A 20,315-nucleotide genomic window follows, 5' to 3' on the forward strand; every position below is an offset into this window, starting at 1 on the left:
CTTTCTCGGTCACTTGCTTGACCGCTTCGATCTTGAATTCTTCGGGGTAACGCTGACGACTCATGGCTCCTCCTATTTGGGCCTCATTATGAGGCTTGGAGGTGTCTACGAAACTAGGGGCGATTCAAGAGCCCGTTCGGCTGCCAATAGATGAACAGCTTTATACCTATTTGACTAGGATTGAGTTTGATCATCATACAGAAGGAAATGTACAGCTCCTCAATAAAATATTAGAACACGCCCCCCCTTTTGGCGAAGCGAAATATTTAATTGCTGAACTGGCACATCATATAAAGCTGCCAAGCTCCAAACCTCAGCACTTGTTGATTGATGCGGAAACCTGTGAATCCCAGTTTAGGGATAACCCTGATGTATTCAAGTGGTTCTATTCAAACCTTTTAGACCGAGAAATAGATAGCGATAAATTTGAAACAGGCCTGCCACTATTTGGTAAGCTTTGCAAAGTTCTCAATTTCGCAGAATTTAAAAAAGACATCAGCATGGCCTTGGCCCTCGGAGCTATGGCGCTCGTGCTATCAGAACTTCATAAAAACACCCCTTATCAGCCATACTGGTATGGAAAGGGCACTATTTCAGGAGGCCTGCAAGAATATTTGAATGCTATTCGGTTCGAGCATATGAACCTTGATGCTCCCGAGGGATCACATCGCTACTGGACAGGACGAGTTGATTACTTCTCTTACACCATGCTTGGCCAAGCAGATGTGTTCAAGGGCCGCGTACATTTAAGCAATACGATCAATCAGTCATTCATGAAGATTCTCGATACTCAGGATCTGGATCTCCTTGGGGAAAAACTTTCGCTTTTCGAGGCGACCTTCGGCAGTCCCGATCAGTAAACTGCAGGAGAGTACCCGCCTGAGTTGCCTCAGGCGGGTTGCTGATTAAGGATTATGACGGTCGTAGTAGTCGAGTATCGCGAGGCCCGCACGGAGCACTCGAGATACATCGACCACCAGACGCCAAACAGATCGAATGAAGTCTTTCATTCTGTTCACCGTTTTCGCGGCATTCACCCTGCACAACCGTCGTTGCCATGTACAGGATCGCTATCATCCAGGGACGACGCGTCGAACGCAGTGGCCTTCAGGCCGACGCCGGAATTCCTTCCGGGGCTTCCCCAAACCCACGGGGAAGGCGAACGGTGTGAGTCACTCAAAAGCCTGCCGTCCAAGCAGCAAACCGCTAGTGCACATCCCTGCGCAAATGGACGGTGGCATGTGTTCCCCACAGCTTTCACCGGACAGGCCATTCGAGATGGCGTATGTCTGGATGCAATTCTGTAGATTCACCGCGATGGGCTGTAGGGGAACCAAAATAAATATTTAAAAATCAATTAGTTATACAAATAAGGCAACCATTTTTGAAGCTGGTTTAACCTGCTTCTGGTTGCATCCCAAGACCATACACGGTGGCGCGAGGGGTGCGCAACTAGACTACGGCCTAGGCTCTGTACGAAATCCCGAGAAACCCAATCGGCGCCCTTTGGAAGCTGAAATTCAGTAGGGTTCCCGGCCATCTACGGAAAGGAATTCTGTGATGGCAAAGCGTTACGAACTCTCGGATGAAGCCTGGACTGTGGTCGCCGACCTCTTCACTGAAACCCATGGTCGGGGGCGGCCCCGCCTGAGCGACCGGCTGATGCTCGATGGCGTGCTCTGGGTACTCTGTTCGGGCGCTGCGTGGCGAGATATGCTGGAACGCTTCGGCCCATGGTCAACGGTGTATCAACGGTTCCGGGGCTGGCGAAACCAGAGCACCTTCGATCAGATGCTCAAACGCTTGCACCTGAGATTGAATGAGCAAGGCTTGATCGATGTGCAAACCTGGATGATCGACTCAACCGCAGTACGTTCAACCCGAGCCTCTTCTGGCGCCGGGAAAAAAGGGGGCCTGACGAGCCTGCCGATCACGCTCTAGGCCGCAGTCGCGGTGGCCTGACAACCAAAATCCACATGCTCTGCGACGGCAACGGGACACCGTTGCGCTTCCTCCTCTCTGGCGGTCAAGCCAGTGACATTAGTTACGCCCAACCACTGCTGGACGACGTCAGCATTCCATCAGGCCAACGAGGTCGCCCACGCAAGCGCTGCAAATGGCTGCTTGCCGACAAAGGCTATGACGCCGAAGCGCTTCGCCGCTACTGCGACCAATATCGAATGCAGCCCGTCATCCCGCTACGCTCAATGAAACGCAAACCCAAGCCCGGCTTACCCAGACTGTTTGATCGGGCCAAGTACCGACAGCGCAACATCATCGAGCGCATGTTTGGCTGGCTGAAAGAGAACCGCCGCATCGTGGCACGCTTCGACAAGTGCGCAAAAAGTTATGCCGCCATGGTCTCACTGGCTTGTTCTATGCGGTGTTTGCGACATCTCTTTTCGTACAGAGCCTAGCGCTCCTATCAGTTTTTTAGCCAGCGCCCATAAAGTTTCGGAAATTGCTCCCGCACCCATTCAACAAACACCTCAACCTGCGGCGCCAGATGCGAGCGACTCGGGTACAGCACCGAGACAGGCCGCGGATGTGGACGATAGGGGCGCAGCACCTCGACCAAACTCCCTTCCGCCAGAAAGCGATCCAGGGTGATGCCCGGGGCCTGAAGAATGCCGAAGCCCGCGACGCCACACTCCACATAGGTGTTGGACTCGTTGACGGTGATCCCCTGGCGGCTGATATGGGAGTGCTCACGACCGCCGTCCAGAAATTGCCAGGCCAGCGGGCGCTGGTTCTGGCCGGACAGAAAGGTCACGCCGTGGTGTGCGTTGAGTTCTTCAAGCGTCTTAGGCTCACCCTGTTCTTCCAGATACCGGGGCGCCGCGCACGTGACCATCGTTGCCATACCGATGCGGCGGGCGACCAGGCTTGAACTGGGTAGCTCGCCAATGCGCAGCGCACAGTCCACGCCCTCTGCGACCAGATCGACCGTTCTGTCGGTAACCCCCAGGACCAACTCGATTGCCGGGTACAGGGTGGTAAACGCGCGCAAGCTCTCGATCAAACCGGGCTGAGAAAACGCGGTAGGAATATCCACCCGTAATCGTCCCCGCAAGGTTGAGCCTGGCGAGGCGAACATGGCCGTGGCACCCGCGACCTCGCCAAGAATGGTTTTAACCCGCTCGTAGAATTGATCACCTTCGGAGGTCAGCCTTACCGTACGCGTGGTGCGTTGAAACAGCCGCACGCCGAGCGAAGTTTCCAACTCCTGTATGGCGCGGGTTACTTGCGGGCGGCCGATCTGCATGGCGTCCGCAGCGCGGGTAAAGCTGCCCAGTTCGGCCAGCTTGGCAAAAACCTGCATGGATTGGAGGAGTTCCATAACGTCGTGCTGCCTGTCGGTTTTGTTGCGGATTAGTCATTCGAGGTCATTCTGATTGTTGCCAATGAAAACAACAATCCTGTGTCGGCCTGGGCATTTATTGACCAGCCTCGCTTGGGAACAATATTGCCAGTAGGTCACCCCCCAACTGGAGATAGACAGATGAAAGCTTGGCTTCTGAACGATTTCGGTCTCGACAACCTGGCACTTGGCGAAGCAGCTACGCCTGAGCCAAAAGCCGGTGAGTTGCTAGTGAAGATCGGCGCTGTGTCGCTCAACTTCCGCGACAAGGCCATCGTCGATGGTTTCTATGAACCGCACCTGGTGCCCAAACCTCTGATCCCGGTTAGCGACGCTGCCGGTACTGTGGTTGCCGTCGGCGAAGGCGTTAGCCGTTACAAGATTGGCGACCGCGTCAACTCGCACCTTTACTCGCGCTGGATTGATGGCGAGCCAGGTCCAAACGAACCTGCCTACTGCTTCGGTATGCCGCTGCCTGGTGGCTTGGCCGAGTACATGATCATCCACGAAGAAAGCGCTGTTCGTGCACCAGACAACATGTCTGACGAAGAAGCCTCGACCCTGCCGATTGCAGCACTGACGGCATGGTACTCGCTGGTTGACTTCGGCCAAATCCAACCCGGTCAAACCGTTCTGGTGCAGGGCACTGGTGGCGTGTCGATCTTCGCTATCCAGCTCGCAACTGCCCTGGGGGCGAAAGTAATCGTTACCTCCAGCAGCGACGCAAATCTGGAAGCTGTGAAGAAGCTCGGCGCCGTTGCAGGCGTGAACTACCGCACCTTCCCGCGTTGGGAGGAAGAAGTGCTGAAACTCACCGATGGCAAGGGCGTAGACCTGCTGCTGGACGTAGCAGGCGGCGAAGGCTTGAACCAGTCCATTCTGGCTACCAAAGCTGCCGGCAAGATCGCGCAAATCGGCTTCTTGACTGGCCAGGTCACCACGCTGAGCTTGATGCCGCTGATCTTCCGTCAGACAACTCTGCGCGGTATCGCTGTAGCCCCTCGCTCGTCGTTCGACCGCATGAACGCTTTCTTGAACGACCACGCAATCCGCCCGGTGATCGACCAGACCTACGCCTTCGAAGATGCGAAAAAGGCCTTCGAGCACTTGGCCCGTGGTCCGTTCGGCAAAGTCGTTATCAAGGTTTCGTAACCCCCGTCAGCCTGAACTTGCCAAGAGGAGACCCTGTATGACCAATAAAATCCGTGTGGGCATCATCGGAACCGGAGGCTGGGCACGCTACGGCCATATTCCGACTTTGTAAGCGTTGGAGCATTTCGACGTCGTTGCGCTGTGCGGCCGCGACCTTGAAACGGTGTGCGGTTATGCCGAGGGCACCGAAACATTCGCAAGACTGGCGACGCCAGCGCACAGGACGTCGCCCACCTCTTCAGCGTCTGCACTACAAAGCCGCTGGCAGCAGCGAGGCTTCAAGCTTTGCCGATGCTCTTCGCCAGCATGCGCGCGACGGAGCATCCCGCATTTCGCGAGGGGCTACTTCTGCCCGTAAACGGCCTGAAGCCAGATGCGAAAATGGCCAATAGCTGCCGTTGCGGGCAGGAGGCAATTAACAGGTGTAAACGCCGCATCACACGCCAGAACGCAGCAGATCCAGCAAAAGCCTGAACGCGGGCTTGGGTTGTCTACGGCTAGGGTAGTAGAGGTGATATCCCGTGAGAGTAGGGCACCATTCATCTAGGACACGAATCAGTCGGCCTTGCGCAATGTGCGATTCGACGACGTCTTCGGGAAGATAAGCTAGCCCGATTCCCGCGATGGCGAAGTCCAGCATCAGCGGAACTGTGTTGCAGACAACGTGCCCTTCCGCTCGGACTTTAATCTCCTGGCCTGCCTTCGCAAACGGCCAAGACCACAATCCGCCAGATGTTGGCAGCCGCAAATTGATTCCGATGTGGGTCGTCAGGTCATGGGGCGTAATGGGTTTGGGTCTGCGTTCGAAGTATGCAGGCGAGCCGACCACCGCCTGCCGGAAGTCCGGGCCGATACGCATCCCAATCATATCTTTGGCAACCTGCTCACCGAGCCGAATACCTGCGTCGTACCGTTGCTCGACGATGTCGACCAGTCCGTAGTCATTGTTGATTTCGACCCGTACCTCTGGGTAGTCCAGCAGGAGCCTGCTAACGGCAGGTGCCAGGATGGTTGCTGAGGCGTGTTCTACCGAGGTGATCCGTAAGGTGCCCACTGGTTTTCCGCTTAGCTCGGACAGGTCTGCCAGCCCGGCCTCAATGCCTTCAAAGTGGGGGGCGATGGCGCTTATCAAGCGCTCCCCGGCTTCCGTAGGTGAAACGCTTCGGGTGCTGCGCGTGAGTAAGCGCACGCCCAACTGTTCTTCGAGACGCCTCATCGTTCGGCTTAGCGCAGGTTGGGATGTCCCCAGTTGCGCCGCTGCTTTGGTAAAGCTCCGCTCACGAGCAACCGTCACAAATGCCACCAGGTCGTTAACAGTGTCCCGCATGATTGATATCTATCTGATATGGGTGCATTCCAATCATACCAGCTAATTATTTATAGGGTGCGCTGCTAGATTGGCCCCACATTCCGCGTGGGACTCTTCAATGAATCCGATCTACAACTTCGACGGACAAGTAGCCCTGGTGACGGGGGCGAGTGCTGGCATCGGCCTCGCAGCGGCAAAAGCCTTTGCCAGCGCCGGCGCTGCCGTAGTCCTGGCCGACATCAACGAAGCGTTACTTCACGGCGAAACCGACAAGCTGCGCGCCGACGGTCACCAGGTGACTGCTCTCGTGTGCGATGTAGCGGACGAGGCGCAAGTGGCCGCGATGATTGAACGCATCGTTGCCCATCATGGCCGGTTGGACATGGCCTTCAATAACGCCGGTATCGCGGGCCACTCCGGGGCCCTGACCGACGAAGCTACAGCCTCCTTCGACCAGGTCAACGCGGTCAATTTGCGTGGCGTTTGGGCGTGCATGAAACACGAACTGGCCCAGATGGTGCGTCAGGGCAGCGGTGTCATTGTGAATTGCTCATCGCTGGGTGGGTTGGTCGGTCAGGCAGGTCGCGCCACCTATCACGCGACGAAGCACGGCGTGATCGGATTGACCAAAAGTGCCGGGGTTGAATACGCCGCTCGCGGAATCCGGGTGAATGTCGTTTGCCCAGGCGTGATTGACACCCCGATGTTCAGTGAGCTGCTCAAGCGGTCGCCCGAGGCAATGGAGGGCGTCAAACGCGACCAACCTATCGAGCGCCTTGGACGACCGGATGAAATCGCAGCAGCCGTGTTGTGGCTGTGCAGCCCGGCGGCAAGCTTGTCGTGGCCACTGCGTTGCCCGTCGATGGCGGTTTTACCGCGCACTGATTCTGCAATACGCACTCACCGCACTCAGGAGTTTTTATGGACAGCGAAAAGCCGGTATCGCGTTCTGACTTTTTCACCTCTCTTGGCCGTCGCGAGTTCGTGACCAAAGCCGCCCTGACGGGCGCTGCACTGGCCGTCGGCGCTTCGGCCTGGGCTGAATCTTCGGTCCCACCTACCGCTGACCAAGGCTCGAAAACCCTTCCTGGAGAACAGGCGAAAATGACCAAACGTCATCTAGGTAATTTAGAGGTCTCCGCCATTGGTGCCGGATGCATGAGCATCAGCGCCAACTACGGTCCACCCGCCGATATTGCTCAAGGCATTCAAACGCTTCGCACGGCGTTTGAAAACGGCGTCACTTTTTTCGACTCGGCGGAGGTGTACGGCCCCTATACCAACGAAGAACTGGTGGGCAAAGCGCTTAAGCCGTTTCGCGACCAAGTGACGATCGCGAGTAAATTCGGTTTTGCCATTGACGGCACCATCGGCCTGAACAGCCGCCCGGAGCACATCAAAAAGGTTGTCGAAGAGTCTCTCAAGCGCTTGCAGACCGACCACATCGATCTCTACTACCAGCATCGCGTCGATCCCAATGTCCCTATTGAGGACGTAGCGGGCGCGATCAAGGACCTTATCGCTGAAGGCAAGATTCTGCATTTCGGTCTGTCCGAAGCGAGTGCCAAAACCATTCGCCGTGCGCACGCCGTTCAGCCTGTCTCCGCCATCCAGACCGAATACTCGTTCTTCCATCGTGACCCGGAACACAACGGCGTTCTCGCAGCATGCGAAGAATTGGGAATCGGGTTTGTGCCATGGGCGCCGCTGGGGGAGGGCTATCTCACCGGTAAAATGGACGCCAACACCAAGTTCGATCCGAAGACTGATTTCCGTGGAACATTCCCTCGTATGTTCCCTGAAAACATGACCGCAAATATGCCGGTCGTGGACCTCTTGAGAAAAGTGGCCGCAGCAAAAGGCGGCACACCCGCACAAGTGGCTATCGCCTGGTTGCTCGCTCAGAAGTCTTGGATCGTGCCAATCCCCGGCACTCGCAGAATCGATCATCTGACTGAAAACCTTGGCGCGTTGAATATCCAGCTCACTAATGAAGACCTGGTGGCCATGGAGCAACAATTCTCCAAATTGACGGTGCATGGCGAGCGCATGTCTGAAATGCACATGCAGCAAATCGACCGTGACTAGCCGCGATCGTCTGCTTCTGGCCGATTCTGTGGGGATACGAACGGGGGAGCCTTGGTTGGCTACACCTGATCCAATCGATTTGAACAAGCATATTTGGATCATTCCTGGGAGGTGGTGAACAGCTCTGCATCGTCACGATCAGCTAAAGCAACGACAGAGAGGGTTTCTATCCTGATTGTTCTCCATTGGGAATTTGATGTTGTATATAGAATTTGACGTGATAGATTTCCACGTCAGCGGATTCCCTATAACAACAAGAACGGTCATTGATCATGCTCTTTGCAAAAAAGCTTTCCATCGGTGCCAAGCTGTTGGTGCTGCCCATCTTGTTCGTGCTTGCATTGTCAGTCGTCTCAGGTATGGCCTATTACGGTCTGGCCAGGCAGCAGGCAGTCATCGAAGAAATTCAACAGTTGCGCTTCCAGCAATATCGGCAGGTGCTGGAAACCGCGACCGCGTTGCAGGCGGCGATGGTCGGCGCATATGCCACGGGGTCACGCATTCTTGAGTCCCAGGGGCAGGCCACGCTCGAGGAACTGGAGTCTTATTTCGAGGATATTCGGGCCAGTGTCGATGACCTGCGCACTGGTCTCGACAACGCAGCCCGTGAGAGCCGCCTGGGTGATGAGGAGAAGGCGCTCTACGAGGCGGTGCACGAGCAGGCTGCTGTGGTTACCCAAGGGCTGGACGATTTCCAGAGCACCGCCTTGAGAGATCAGATTCAGGCGGCTTCGCTATTGGGCCGGGTGCGCGCTGATAGCAACGGTCTGCAAGCCCAGTTCAACCGTCTGTTGGGGTTGCAGGCACAACTGACCGCCGACGCTTTCGCCGAGGCCGGTACCCTGCAGCGCCAGATGTCAAAGATGCTGGTAGTAGTACTGCTGGCCGCCAGTGCCCTGGCCTTGATGGTCAGTCTTTTGTTGCGGGGGCAGATCCTGCGTCCTATTCGAGAAATCGAGCAGGCATCGATCAGGTTGCGTGACGGTGATCTGACCCATCGTGTGCGCGTGATCGGGGGGGACGAGATCGCTCATACGGCGCAGGCGTTCAATGAGCTGATTGACAGTTTCCAGCAGGCGATGCGCCAGGTCGCAGCGGTTGCAGCTTCGGTCAGCGCCTCGGCCGAGACCCTGGTAGGCGCCTCGGCGCAGGTGGCCGAGAGTTCCTCGGCACAGACCGGTGCGGTTGGGGTGGTGTCGATGACCATCGAGCAGATGAGCGTCAGCATCGCCGCCATCTCCAACCATGCCCAGAGTCTGCGAGGGTCCGCCGAGGCCAGCTTGCGGGGCACGCAGGACGGGCATCTGGCGCTGTCGCGGCTGCTCGAAAACATCGACAGCGTACGCCTCGCATTCTCAGCTATCCGCGGCTCGGTGGGTGATTTCGTCGAAAGCACTTCGGCGATCACCACCAGCATCACCCAGGTCAAGGACCTCTCTGCACAGACCAACCTGCTGGCGCTCAATGCGGCGATCGAAGCGGCGCGCGCAGGGGAAAGCGGGCGCGGTTTCAGTGTGGTGGCTGATGAAGTGCGTCAATTAGCGCAACGCTCGGCGCGAGCGGCCAATTCAATCAATGATCTGACCGTGAAGCTTGAGGGTCAGTCCGAGGTGGTTGACGAGGCGCTGCGGGCAGGCACCGTGGCGCTGGATGACAGCGGCAGGTTGCTGAGCGAATTGGAGAGCACCTTGCAGCAGGCCGCGGACCTGGTCGGCGACTCGACGCGGGGCGTGGACCAGATCGCCGACGCAGTGAGTGTGCAAAGTGAGGGCGGCCGGGGGATAGCAGAAAATATCGAACACATCGCACGGATGGCAGGGGATGGTGATGCGATTACACGTCAAGTGTCCGGAGCGGTGGTTTCCCTGCGGGAGCTTTCAGACGAACTTAGCCTGGCGGTGAGCCGTTTCCGCTTCGAAGCCTGACCGGTGAGGCCGCTTGTCGAGGGGCTCCGCTGGCGACGCTCATGGTTGCGCAAACGTGGCCTGTTCGCGACTTGGCGCGGTTTATCACAGGGCTGACGTTGATGTTCGGTGGCGAAATTTGACGCGTGGCTGGTGTGCGGGAGTAGCAGATGCCGTTCCCGCAAACCAGTGAGTGCTAACGGCTACGAATCAATTGCAAGAACTCTTGCCGAGTGTTGTACGAATCGCGCATGCACCCCAGCATGACCGAGGTACTCATCACCGAGTTCTGCTTTTCCACGCCGCGCATCATCATGCACATGTGCTTGGCCTCGATCACCACCGCCACGCCGGCAGCATGGGTCACCTCGGCAATCGCTTCGGCAATCTGGCGGGTCAGGTTTTCCTGGATCTGCAGCCGGCGCGCAAACATATCGACGATACGTGCCACTTTCGACAGACCCAGGACCTTGCCCGTGGGGATGTAGGCAACGTGCGCCTTGCCGATGAACGGCAACAAGTGGTGCTCACACAGCGAATACAACTCGATGTCGCGTACGATCACCATCTCGTCGTTGTCCGAGTCGAACAATGCGCCGTTGACGATTTGCTCAAGGCTTTGCTGATAGCCATGACACAGGTACTGCATGGCTTTCGCTGCGCGCTTGGGCGTGTCGAGCAAACCTTCGCGCTGCGGGTTTTCGCCGACGCCCTCCAGGATTTCGCGGTAGTTACGGATGAGTTCCTCGTTCATGGCTGTCCCTGATTCAGAGTTGAGTGACGGTAATCTTGCCGGTGGCCGCGCTGGCATCGTGAAACTGCCCGCTCGAACCCGTGCGCCATTGCTCCAGTAACTGCGCCTGTCGTTGGTGGGCATGGCGCAGGAAACGCTCCTTCACCGGCCCATACCCCCGCACGCTGTCTGGCAGTTCCAGTAGCTCACGCGCCAACCGCAGGTTGTCGCTCCCAAGGCCTGTCAGTACTTCATCCAGAATGCTTTCGTAGTTGCGCAGCCAGTCGCGTTCAACCTTGCGTTCATGGGTGTGGCCAAAGGGATCGAGCCAGGTGTTACGCACAACCTTGAGCCTGGCCAACAGCTTGAAGCCTTTCAGCATCCAAGGCCCGAAGCTGCGTTTTTTCGGGGCTTTGCCCGAATTGTTGTCATTGAGCAGCGGCGGTGCCAGGTGAAACCGCAGACGGTAGTCGCCCTCGAACGTCGACTGGATGTTCGCCAGGAATTCGCCATTGGTGAATAGCCGCGCGACCTCGTATTCATCCTTGATAGCCAGCACTTTGAAGTACTGGCGGGCCACGCTTTGCGACAGCTCGCCCGGCTGGCCCAGCAGCCGGGTCTCGGCCGCCATGAACTGCTCGACGCGTTGTCGATAGCGCTGGGCATAGGCCTTGTTCTGGTAGGCGGTAAGGGTGTTTGTGCGCCGGTCCAGTGTTTCTTCCAGGGTCTGCGACAGCGTGCGGTCGGCGCTTTGCTGCTTGCCGGCGTCCACCAGACGCAGCACCCGCGCCAGGTCGTGGGCGCTGCGTCGGCCCCAGGCAAAGGCCGCGAGGTTGAAGGGCACTGCGGTGCCATTCAGTTCGATGGCCTGTATCAGTGCGGCTTCGCCCACCGGTAACCAGCCCTTCTGGTAGGCATAGCCCAGCATGAAGGTGTTGGTGGCGATCGAGTCGCCCATCAGCGCTGTGGCAATTCTGCTTGCGTCGACAAAGTCGGCGCGCGCAGGGCCAACAGCCTCGGCAATCTGCGCTGACATGTGCTCGGTATGGAATTGCGGGTCGGGATGGCTCTGCAAGTCGCCGCTTTGCGCCTGCATGGCGAAGGTGCGTACGAACGCGCTGGTGATGCTTTTCTCGCTGTTGACCAGCGCATGCGTTACGCCCTGGCGCAGCTTGGACAAGGTTTCGGTGTTGGCGCTGACCACCAGGTCACAGCCCAGCAGCAGGGCGGTTTCACCCTCGGCAATCCGTGGGGCGAACAGTTCTTCCTGGCGCGCGGCGATGCGAATATGCGACCAGACCGCGCCGCCTTTTTGCGCCATGCCCGCCATGTCGAGGTTGAGCGTGCCTTTGCCTTCGATGAACGCCGCCATGCCCAGCAAGGCACCGATGGTCACCACGCCCGTGCCGCCCACGCCGGTCACCAGAATGCTGTAGGGCTCGTCGAGGGAGACGGTCACGGGGTTGGGGAGCGTCCACAGGTCGCCGGGCTGGGCTGCCAGGGCCTGGGGCTTGCGCAGCGCACCGCCTTCTACGGTGACAAAACTTGGGCAAAAGCCGTTGAGGCAAGTGAAGTCCTTGTTGCACGACGACTGGTCGATTTCGCGCTTGCGGCCGTACTCGGTTTCGACCGCGACCACCGACATGCAATTGGACTTGCTGCTGCAGTCGCCACAGCCTTCGCATACTGCCTCGTTGATGACCACCCGGCGCGCCGGGTCGGGGAACTTTCCGCGTTTGCGACGCCGGCGTTTCTCGGCGGCGCAGGTCTGGTCATAGATGATCGCCGACACACCCTGGAACTGGCGCAACTGTTCCTGCACCTCGTCCATTTTGTCGCGACGCATTACCGGTACGCCCTCGGCCAGGTCGTGGATGTCCTTGTACTTCTCGACATCGTCACTGACCACCACCAGGCGCTGAACGCCTTCGGCCGCCAACTGGCGGCTGATTTGCGCCACGCTCAGACTGCCATCCACCGGCTGCCCGCCCGTCATGGCCACCGCGTCGTTGTAGAGGATTTTGTAGGTGATCTGCGCCTTGGCTGCGATGGCGGCACGAATGGCGAGAATGCCGGAGTGAAAGTAGGTGCCGTCACCCAGGTTGGCAAACACGTGTTGGGTGGTGGTAAACGGCGCCTGGCCGATCCAGGCCACGCCTTCGCCGCCCATCTGGCTGAAGGTCTGGGTTTGCGGGTAGATCCAGGCCGCCATGTAATGGCAGCCGATGCCGGCCAGTGCGCGGCTACCGGAGGGCACTTGGGTCGAGGTGTTATGCGGGCAGCCCGAACAGTAGTGCGGTACACGCTCCATCAGGTTGCTGAACTGACCCTTGCTGGCCAGTTGTGCGTCGAGTACGGCCAACTGAACCTGCAGCGGGCCGCCCGGGTGCAGGCGCAGGATCCGCTTGGCCAGGGCACGGGCAATCATCGCCGGGGTCAGGTCACTGATCGCCGGCAGCAGCCAGTCGGTATGCGGCAGGCTCCATTCGCCCTTGTCGTCGAACTTGCCGACGATGCGCGGACGTACATCTTCACGCCAGTTGTAGAGTTCTTCCTTGAGCTGGTATTCGATCAGGTGGCGCTTTTCTTCCACTACCACAATCTCTTCCAGGCCTTCGGCAAACAGGCGCACGCCTTCGGCTTCCAGTGGCCAGACCATGCCGACTTTGTACACGCGCAGGCCGATCTTCTGCGCCTGCGCCTCGTCGATGCCGAGGATCTTCAGGGCCTGGCACACGTCGAGATAGGATTTGCCCGAGGTCACGATGCCGATCCGGGCATTGGGCGCATCCATGACGATACGATCAAGACGGTTGGCGCGGGCATAGGCCAACGCCGCATACAGCTTGTGTTCCAGAAGGCGTTGTTCTTGTGCCAGTGGCGGGTCCGGCCAGCGGATGTTCAGGCCACCTTCGGGCAGCGCAATGGTGGGAATAACCGGCTGAACACGGTGGATATCGATGTCCACCACGGCTGCGCTTTCAACGGTGTCGGCCACCGCCTTGAGTGCGACCCAGCAGCCGGAATAGCGCGACATGGCCCAGCCATGCATGCCGTAGTCCAGGTATTCCTGTACGCCCGAGGGTGCCAGTACCGGCATCATTACTGCTTTGAAGATGTGTTCGGTCTGGTGCGGCAGGGACGAGGAGCGCGCGCCGTGGTCGTCGCCGGCAATGGCCAGCACCCCGCCGAAGGGTGAGGTGCCCGCGGCATTGGCGTGACGAAACACATCACCGCAGCGGTCCACACCCGGGCCCTTGCCATACCACATGCCGAACACGCCATCATAGGTCGCGCCTTCGAACAGGTTGACCTGCTGTGTACCCCAGATCGAGGTGGCGGCCAGATCTTCGTTCATGCCGGGGTGGAACACCGTGTGGTGCGCCTTGAGGTAGTCACGTGCTTTCCACAAAGCCTGGTCGAAACCGCCCAGCGGCGAGCCGCGATAGCCGGAAATGAACCCCGCGGTATTCAGGCCGTTGGCCTGGTCGCGTTGACGCTGCATCAGGGGCAGGCGGACCAGCGCCTGAATTCCTGTGAGCAATACGTGACCACTGTGTTGCACATATTTGTCATCCAGTGAAACCGGCGTACTCATGTTCATCCTCCAGGCGTTTTTGTTCTTGTGTGGCGGTGCCCGCTGCGTGGCGATGCCTTGTTTCGGCCGAAGTCTAGAAAGCAGGGTATCGATCGTAAAATCACAAAAACGACGGCGCGATATTGGCTTTTCAAATACCCGGGCGGTGCGGCGTTGGCTGTGTACGACCGCTTGGGCCGGGGTGATGCTAATTAAATATGGACAAATAATCAAAATATGTTCAATTATTGATGGTGAAAACGCTGGAAAACAAAACAGACAAGGGAGTAAAGCCATGCGTGCAGCCATCATTTCCGAACGCAATGCGCCGCCACAGGTGCGTGAGTTCAATGAGCCGCAAGCGCAGGACGGCGCGGTACTGATCGATGTGGACACTGCCGGCCTCGGGGGTTGGGACGTGCGGGGTGCCTATCGCCTGGGCGTCGAATACCCCTGTGTCATTCGCGGCGAAGGCGTGGGCCGGGCTCCGGATGGCCGTCGGGTGTATTTCGGTGAGCGCTCGGTGCTGCCTTATGGCGCGTGGGCCGAGCGAACCCTGGTGCCGCAGGCCGAGGTGTGGAACGTGCCGGACGATGTGGACGACAAGACTGCGATCAGCATGGGCATTGCTGCTACCGGGGCCATCGTGCCGCTGGAAAAGGCAGCGATCCAGAAGGGCGAAAAGGTATTGGTGCTGGGCGCTACCGGCACACTGGGGCAGATTGCCCTGCAGCTTGCGCGCGGCATGGGCGCGGGCAAGGTGGTCGGTGCCGCCCGCTCGCAGGCGGCACTGGGCAGCCTGAAGTCACGCGGCATTGCCGACGAAGTGGTGACCTTGGGCGGCAGTGATGATGTGGAGGCGCTCAAGGACGCAGGCGATGGCGGCTTCGACGTGGTCCTCGACCTGGTGTGCGGGCAGCCCCTGCTGACGTCATTGAAGGCCACAAATTGGGGGGCGCGCATCATCACCATCGGCACCGGTGCTGGCCGCCAGCTCAACCTGGACATCGCCGACTTGCTGTTTCGCAACCTGTCGTGCATCGGTACCGGCCAGCGGCCTCCGGCGGACCGCGAGCAGATCTGGCTGCGGCTGCTGAAGATTGCCAGGGAACAACAGATTCACGTGGACTACCTGGACTTCACCCTCGACCAGGCGGCTGAAGCATGGGCTGCGCAGGTCAACGGGCCGCACGCAAAGATCACGGCCACTATCCGCCGCTGACGGATGCACGCGGTAAGCGGTTCCATTCGTTGTGGCGGCAGGCTCGGCAAGCAGATGACCAAGGGCAAAGACGTTTCCATGCGCCAGTTGCGCTATTTCGTGGCGGCGGCCGATGCCGGGCAGTTCTCGCAGGCGGCGCTCAAGGTACATGTGTCGCAGTCGGCCATTACCGCCGCGGTGCTGCACCTGGAGGAGACCCTGGGCGTCAGCCTGTTCGACCGCTTGCCCTATGGCGTGACGCTGACGGCCGAAGGCAACAAGTTTGCCCAGCACGCGCGGCACATCCTCGACACGCTGCAGGACGCCCTGAGCGAGCCGCTGTTTCTCAGCCATGCGATGCAGGGCAGTGTGCGCGTGGGGGCGTCGTATACGGTGCTGGGCTATTTCTTGCCAGCGTTGCTGGCGCGATTCAAACGCAGCTACCCGCAGGTAGAGATCGACCTTGTAGACATGGACCGCCACAGCATCGAACAGGCGGTGAATGATGGCGACCTTGACCTGGGACTTGCGATCGTGTCCAACACGCCCAGCCTGAAGGGCTTTGCGCACCAGGTGTTGATCCGTTCACGCCGACAACTCTGGTTGTCCAGCCAGCACCCTTTGATGGCAGCCACGTCAATCGACCTCGCAGACGTCGCGCAGCATGCCTATATCCTGGCCACCCTGGACGAAGGGGACAGCTCGACGCTGCGCTACTGGGAGTCGCGCGGGCTGGCTCCGAATGTCGCCTTTCGCACGTCCTCGATGGAGGCGTTGCGCGGCCTTGTGGGTCACGGCTTTGGCGTGACCATCCTGTCCGACATGCTCTACCGGGCCTGGTCGCTGGAGGGCAAAAAGATCGAGGTCCGGCCGTTGGTGGATACCATTCCGCCCATGGAGCTGGGGCTGATCTGGTTGCCGGACAGGTGCCTGTCGGCGCCTGCCCAGGCGTTCCGGCAGTTCCTGATCATGGCGTGCGCGTCGTGATGCCCTCCTGGCAGGCGCTGGCTTGCGGCGGCCAGGAGCCGTTGTTCATCAGGCTGTCGAAGGTCTCGGTCATTTCCTTGGCGGAGTTGGGATAATCGTGGCGCACCCACCATAGCCACAACCCCACCAAGGCACCGACGAAGCAGCGCACGGCGGCTTCGCCGCGGATGCCGGTTCGTGAGTAGAGGCCTTGTGAGCGATAGTGTTCACGGACCTGGATGGTCAGGATGCTTTCCAGGTGTGCCAGTATCACGCGGTGCCCAGGACCGCTGAAAAATGAGGTGGTGAGCGCGGCATGGCGTTCGGTCGCGCCGAACAGCCAGGCCGATACGTCCAGTACCACGCACCGGTCGCCACGGACTTCAGTGATCCGCGTACACGGCACGCCGATGGCGTCGTACCCGGCGATGATCAAATCTTCTTTGTCGCGAAAGTGCGCATAGAACGTCGAGCGTGCTACCCCGGTCCTATCCAGCAATTCCTGCACGGTGATTTCGCTGTAGTCCTTCTCTAACGCCAGGCGGTACATCTGGTCCAGCAGCCGTTCGCGCGTGCGTTGCGAACGCAAGGCGTGGCGTCGGCTGGAGAGGCTCTTGTCTACGGTTTGTACGGAACTTGCACGCTTCATCCTGTACCTCTGCAGAGCTTTCTTATTGGAGTCGTGACGCCTGGCGGCAGGGCTGCCCGGCGGTGCTTCCTGAACAGTGGCATACACATTTCCAGGTCGGCAAGAAATGTTTTAGAACAGATTTTCGATAATTGTTAATTATTTCCCGCATGCCGAACACATTCGCGGTTCCGTTCGTTGTCGCTTTACCCCGCCGGCCGTACCGTCTCTCCAGTGCCCACGTACCTGGAGAGAACAACAACAATGAGCAAAACGTACGACTACATCATCATCGGCGCCGGGTCGTCGGGGTGTGTATTGGCCAACCGATTGTCTGCCGACTCGACGGTATCGGTGCTGCTGATCGAAAGCGGCCCGGAGCATCGCAGCCCGCTGATCGCCATGCCCCGGGGCATCGGCAAACTCCTGCGCCCCGGCAATCCGCATGTCTGGAGTTACCAGGCCGCCCGCGGTGCGGGCATGGCCGACGAGGTATGGCTCAAGGGCAAGACGCTGGGCGGCTCCAGTTCGGTCAACGGCATGGTTTATGTGCGCGGTACGCCTGACGACTACGACCATTGGGAAGCCTTGGGGTGTACCGGCTGGGGCTGGGCCGACATGGGGCGGCAGTTCGTTGCGCTGGAAGACCACCAATTGGGCAAGAGCCAGTGGCGCGGTGTGGGCGGGCCGCTGAAAGTCACCGTGCACCCGGCGGGGGATGCCTTGTGCGATGCGGTGATCAGCGCGGCCGGTGAGCTGGGGGCGGCGCGCACCGACGATACCAACCACGTTGCGTCGGTGCGCGAGGGTGGTTTTGGCTATCAGCCGCAGACCACCTGGAAGGGGCAGCGGTTCAGTGCCGCGCGGGCCTTTCTCGACCCGATACGTGAGCGCCCGAATCTGACGGTGATGACGGACACTGACGTACAGCGTATCGAGTTCACCCAGCGCCGCGCTTCGGCGGTACACACCAGTGGCCACGCGGGAACGGCCTGTTTCGACGTGCGCTACGAAGTGCTGCTGTGCGCGGGAGCCATCGAGTCGCCCAAGTTGCTGCAGCTATCAGGCATCGGCCCGGCCGGGTTGTTGTCGGGGCTGGGCATCGCCGTGGTGCACAACGCGCCCGAGGTGGGACGCAACCTGCGTGAGCACGTGTACATGGCGATGCAGTACCGGGTCACTCGTGGCAGCTTCAACCACTGCTTTCACGGGTTGGGCCTGCTGGCGGCGGTGGCCCGGTACTTTCTGCGCAAGAAAGGCCCGATGACTCACGCGGCCCATGAGGCGGGCGGTTTTGTCAAAACGCTGCCGGAGCTGGAGCGCCCGGATGCGCAGATCGGCGTCAGTCTTTATTCCATGGACGGCGACGGCAACAAGGTTGAGATCGACAGGCAACCCGGCCTGACCATCGGCGGCTACTTCCTGCGCCCGCAAAGCCAGGGGCAGGTTTGTATTCAATCGGCTGACCCCAGCGCGCCCCCACGTATCGACGCCAACTACTTGAGCGCCGAGGTCGATCGTCGCTCGGCAATTGCCCTGTTCCGCTGGTGTCGCCGCCTGGCCGCACAGCCGGCGCTAAAACCGTACATCGTGAGTGAGCTGACACCGGGGGCGCACGTCGAAAGCGATGACCAGATCCTGGCGGCCTTTCGTCGCTTCGGCCAGACCGCTTTCCACGTCAGCGGCACCTGCCGCATGGGCGCCGACAGTGCTTCGGTGCTCGATCCCGAGCTACGTGTGCGCGGTGTCCAGGGCCTGCGGGTGGTCGACACCTCGGTGATGCCCTGCCTGGTATCGGGCAACACCAATGCACCGGCCATGGCCATCGCCATGCGCGCGGCAGAACTTATCACCGGCAAGCTATCAGGAGCGGTAACCGCATGAGCGTTCCCTTCACCCAACTGGACAAACTGTATATCGATGGCGACTGGGTTCGGGCGGACGGTCCGCCCGAAGCGGTGCTCAACCCCGCCACCGAGGCGGTGATCGGCTACGCCCCGGCCGGCGATCTGCACAGCGCCGAGGCGGCCATCGCCGCTGCGCGCACGGCCTTCGACCACGGCCCCTGGCCGTGGCTGAGCATGGCCGAGCGTGCGGGCTACCTGCGGCGGATGCATGCTGCGCTGGTGGCCAGGCGTGAACAGATCGCCGCGCTGATCATCGCCGAGGTCGGCTGCTCGCAGGGCGTGACCTATGCCATGCAAGTGGACATGCCGCTCGGCCATGTGCTCACGGCCATCGAGCAATCGCTGCACAGCGACAGCCTGCAGATTCCCGTGCAGGCCAATCCAGATCCCTTCAACCCGGGCGGGCCGATGATCCTGGGCAGCGGCACCGTGGAGCGTGAGCCGATCGGGGTGGTGGCGGGTATCACCGGCTATAACTTCCCGTTTCTGCTCAACCTGGCCAAAGTGTTCCCGGCGTTGCTGGCGGGTAACACCCTGGTGCTCAAACCCTCGCCTTTCACGCCGTACTCAGCGTTGCTGTTCGGGCAGATCGCCGAAGAGGTCGGGTTGCCCAAAGGCGTGCTCAATATTGTCACGGGGGGTACAGCGGTCGGCTGCCTGCTGAGCAGTGATCCGCGCGTGGACATGGTGTCATTCACCGGGTCTGAAGCGGTAGGCATCAGCATCATGAGCCAGGCCGCACCCACGCTCAAACGTGTGCACCTGGAACTGGGTGGCAAGTCGGCATTGATCGTGCGCGCAGATGCTGACATCCAGGCCGCCGCCCTGGGTGCGGTCGCCGGACTTGCGGTGAACGCGGGACAGGGCTGCGCCTTGCTCACACGCTTCGTGGTTCACCACTCGGTGAGGGAGCCGTTCGTGCAGTGCGCCAAGGCCATTGCCGGGCAGTGGAAGGTCGGCGATCCGGCAGACCCCAGCGTGATGATGGGCCCGCTGATTCGCGAGGCACAGCGGGCCAGGGTCGAGCACTTCATCGCCAGCGGCAGGGACGCTGGCGCCACGCTGGTGTGCGGCGGCGGACGCCCGGCGCACCTGGCCCGCGGGTTCTTCAGTGAGCTCACCCTCTTCGACAATGTTCGCAACGACATGACCATCGCCCAAGAGGAAATCTTCGGGCCGGTCGGCGTGGTGATCGGGTTCGACAGTGATGATGAGGCGGTCGCCATCGCCAATGACTCGCGCTTCGGCCTGAACAGTGCGGTGGCCTCGGCGGACGCCGCCGTCGCCTACGACCTCGCCAGGCGCATCCGCGCCGGCAGTGTGTACCTCAACGGCGGCAGCGGCAGCTTGCCTTATGCACCGATTGGCGGGTTCAAACGCTCAGGTATCGGCCGCGAGTTCGGGCCCAACTGGCTGAAGGAGTTTACCCAGGAAAAATCGATCATCTATCCCATCGGCCGCTAGTACCAGCGCCTCGCCAAGGGCGTTT

General features: G+C 59.9%; 14 protein-coding genes and 1 pseudogene. 10 read left to right on the forward strand and 5 right to left on the reverse strand.

Annotated features, from left to right (window positions below):
* Positions 1–101: 101 nt before the first annotated feature.
* Complete coding sequence (locus tag CKW37_RS32450) at positions 102–860, forward strand: hypothetical protein (protein ID WP_143501998.1); 759 nt, start codon at positions 102–104, stop codon at positions 858–860.
* Positions 861–1,560: 700 nt separating this feature from the next.
* Positions 1,561–2,417, forward strand: a protein-coding gene (locus CKW37_RS15035; RefSeq protein WP_095156501.1) for an IS5 family transposase whose coding sequence is annotated in 2 segments (ribosomal slippage) — positions 1,561–1,902 and positions 1,905–2,417 — 855 coding nt in all. Because the reading frame shifts where the segments join, the coding sequence is not laid out codon by codon here.
* Between the two features lie 8 nt (positions 2,418–2,425).
* On the opposite strand, the gene CKW37_RS15040 is transcribed toward CKW37_RS15035, so the two are convergent.
* On the reverse strand, positions 2,426–3,340 hold the full coding sequence (locus CKW37_RS15040; RefSeq protein WP_177454425.1) for a LysR family transcriptional regulator: 915 nt from the start codon (positions 3,338–3,340) through the stop codon (positions 2,426–2,428).
* Between the two features lie 162 nt (positions 3,341–3,502).
* On the opposite strand from CKW37_RS15040, the gene CKW37_RS15045 reads away from it, so the two are divergent.
* Positions 3,503–4,513, forward strand: coding sequence for an NAD(P)-dependent alcohol dehydrogenase (locus tag CKW37_RS15045; protein ID WP_095156502.1), 1,011 nt, complete (start codon positions 3,503–3,505; stop codon positions 4,511–4,513).
* A gap of 436 nt (positions 4,514–4,949) precedes the next feature.
* Here CKW37_RS15045 and CKW37_RS15055 read toward each other — a convergent pair whose 3' ends face one another.
* Positions 4,950–5,843 (reverse strand): LysR family transcriptional regulator, encoded by an 894-nt coding sequence (locus CKW37_RS15055; protein ID WP_095156503.1) that lies wholly within the window; start codon positions 5,841–5,843, stop codon positions 4,950–4,952.
* A 97-nt stretch (positions 5,844–5,940) separates the two neighbouring features.
* Between CKW37_RS15055 and CKW37_RS15060 the strand changes: the two are divergent.
* The 3 genes and pseudogenes from CKW37_RS15060 to CKW37_RS15070 all read left to right on the forward strand — a co-directional run bounded on the left by CKW37_RS15060 (position 5,941) and on the right by CKW37_RS15070 (position 9,835).
* Positions 5,941–6,707 (forward strand): annotated as a pseudogene (locus CKW37_RS15060) (SDR family oxidoreductase).
* A gap of 36 nt (positions 6,708–6,743) precedes the next feature.
* The gene (locus CKW37_RS15065) at positions 6,744–7,910 is read left to right on the forward strand and encodes an aldo/keto reductase (protein ID WP_143502000.1); all 1,167 of its coding nucleotides are present in this window, start codon (positions 6,744–6,746) and stop codon (positions 7,908–7,910) included.
* Between the two features lie 272 nt (positions 7,911–8,182).
* Entirely contained in the window at positions 8,183–9,835 is a 1,653-nt protein-coding gene (locus CKW37_RS15070; protein ID WP_095156776.1) for a methyl-accepting chemotaxis protein, read from the forward strand.
* Between the two features lie 175 nt (positions 9,836–10,010).
* On the opposite strand, the gene folE is transcribed toward CKW37_RS15070, so the two are convergent.
* Together folE and CKW37_RS15080 are read right to left on the reverse strand one after the other, a co-directional pair.
* Positions 10,011–10,568 carry a GTP cyclohydrolase I FolE gene (folE, locus tag CKW37_RS15075; RefSeq protein ID WP_095156504.1) on the reverse strand — a complete coding sequence of 186 codons (558 nt, stop codon included), beginning with the start codon at positions 10,566–10,568 and terminating at the stop codon, positions 10,011–10,013.
* A 13-nt stretch (positions 10,569–10,581) separates the two neighbouring features.
* On the reverse strand, positions 10,582–14,145 hold the full coding sequence (locus CKW37_RS15080; protein ID WP_095156505.1) for an indolepyruvate ferredoxin oxidoreductase family protein: 3,564 nt from the start codon (positions 14,143–14,145) through the stop codon (positions 10,582–10,584).
* A gap of 274 nt (positions 14,146–14,419) precedes the next feature.
* On the opposite strand from CKW37_RS15080, the gene CKW37_RS15085 reads away from it, so the two are divergent.
* A complete protein-coding gene (locus CKW37_RS15085; RefSeq protein ID WP_095156506.1) occupies positions 14,420–15,346 on the forward strand; it encodes a zinc-binding dehydrogenase in 927 nt (308 codons plus the stop codon).
* Positions 15,347–15,400: 54 nt separating this feature from the next.
* On the forward strand, positions 15,401–16,312 hold the full coding sequence (locus CKW37_RS15090; protein ID WP_095156777.1) for a LysR family transcriptional regulator: 912 nt from the start codon (positions 15,401–15,403) through the stop codon (positions 16,310–16,312).
* Here CKW37_RS15090 and CKW37_RS15095 read toward each other — a convergent pair.
* Complete coding sequence (locus CKW37_RS15095) at positions 16,293–16,940, reverse strand: TetR/AcrR family transcriptional regulator (protein WP_095156507.1); 648 nt, start codon at positions 16,938–16,940, stop codon at positions 16,293–16,295. The two genes, CKW37_RS15090 and CKW37_RS15095, sit on opposite strands and share 20 nt — an antisense overlap.
* Positions 16,941–17,183: 243 nt before the next feature.
* On the opposite strand from CKW37_RS15095, the gene CKW37_RS15100 reads away from it, so the two are divergent.
* Complete coding sequence (locus CKW37_RS15100; protein ID WP_095156508.1) at positions 17,184–18,803, forward strand: GMC family oxidoreductase; 1,620 nt, start codon at positions 17,184–17,186, stop codon at positions 18,801–18,803.
* Positions 18,800–20,290, forward strand: a complete 1,491-nt coding sequence (locus CKW37_RS15105; protein WP_095156509.1) for an aldehyde dehydrogenase family protein — start codon at positions 18,800–18,802, stop codon at positions 20,288–20,290. The genes CKW37_RS15100 and CKW37_RS15105 overlap by 4 nt, the downstream gene beginning before the upstream one ends.
* Positions 20,291–20,315: the final 25 nt, after the last annotated feature.

The organism is Pseudomonas sp. Irchel 3E13 (genome assembly GCF_900187455.1).
Lineage (GTDB): Bacteria > Pseudomonadota > Gammaproteobacteria > Pseudomonadales > Pseudomonadaceae > Aquipseudomonas.

Coding starts and splice junctions, on each gene's coding strand:
- CKW37_RS15040 (WP_177454425.1), bottom strand. CDS start 3,340: ATGGAACTCCTCCAATCCATGCAGGTTTTTGCCAAGCTGGCCGAACTG.
- CKW37_RS15045 (WP_095156502.1), top strand. CDS start 3,503: ATGAAAGCTTGGCTTCTGAACGATTTCGGTCTCGACAACCTGGCACTT.
- CKW37_RS15065 (WP_143502000.1), top strand. CDS start 6,744: ATGGACAGCGAAAAGCCGGTATCGCGTTCTGACTTTTTCACCTCTCTT.
- CKW37_RS15070 (WP_095156776.1), top strand. CDS start 8,183: ATGCTCTTTGCAAAAAAGCTTTCCATCGGTGCCAAGCTGTTGGTGCTG.
- folE (WP_095156504.1), bottom strand. CDS start 10,568: ATGAACGAGGAACTCATCCGTAACTACCGCGAAATCCTGGAGGGCGTC.
- CKW37_RS15080 (WP_095156505.1), bottom strand. CDS start 14,145: ATGAGTACGCCGGTTTCACTGGATGACAAATATGTGCAACACAGTGGT.
- CKW37_RS15085 (WP_095156506.1), top strand. CDS start 14,420: ATGCGTGCAGCCATCATTTCCGAACGCAATGCGCCGCCACAGGTGCGT.
- CKW37_RS15090 (WP_095156777.1), top strand. CDS start 15,401: ATGACCAAGGGCAAAGACGTTTCCATGCGCCAGTTGCGCTATTTCGTG.
- CKW37_RS15095 (WP_095156507.1), bottom strand. CDS start 16,940: ATGAAGCGTGCAAGTTCCGTACAAACCGTAGACAAGAGCCTCTCCAGC.
- CKW37_RS15100 (WP_095156508.1), top strand. CDS start 17,184: ATGAGCAAAACGTACGACTACATCATCATCGGCGCCGGGTCGTCGGGG.
- CKW37_RS15105 (WP_095156509.1), top strand. CDS start 18,800: ATGAGCGTTCCCTTCACCCAACTGGACAAACTGTATATCGATGGCGAC.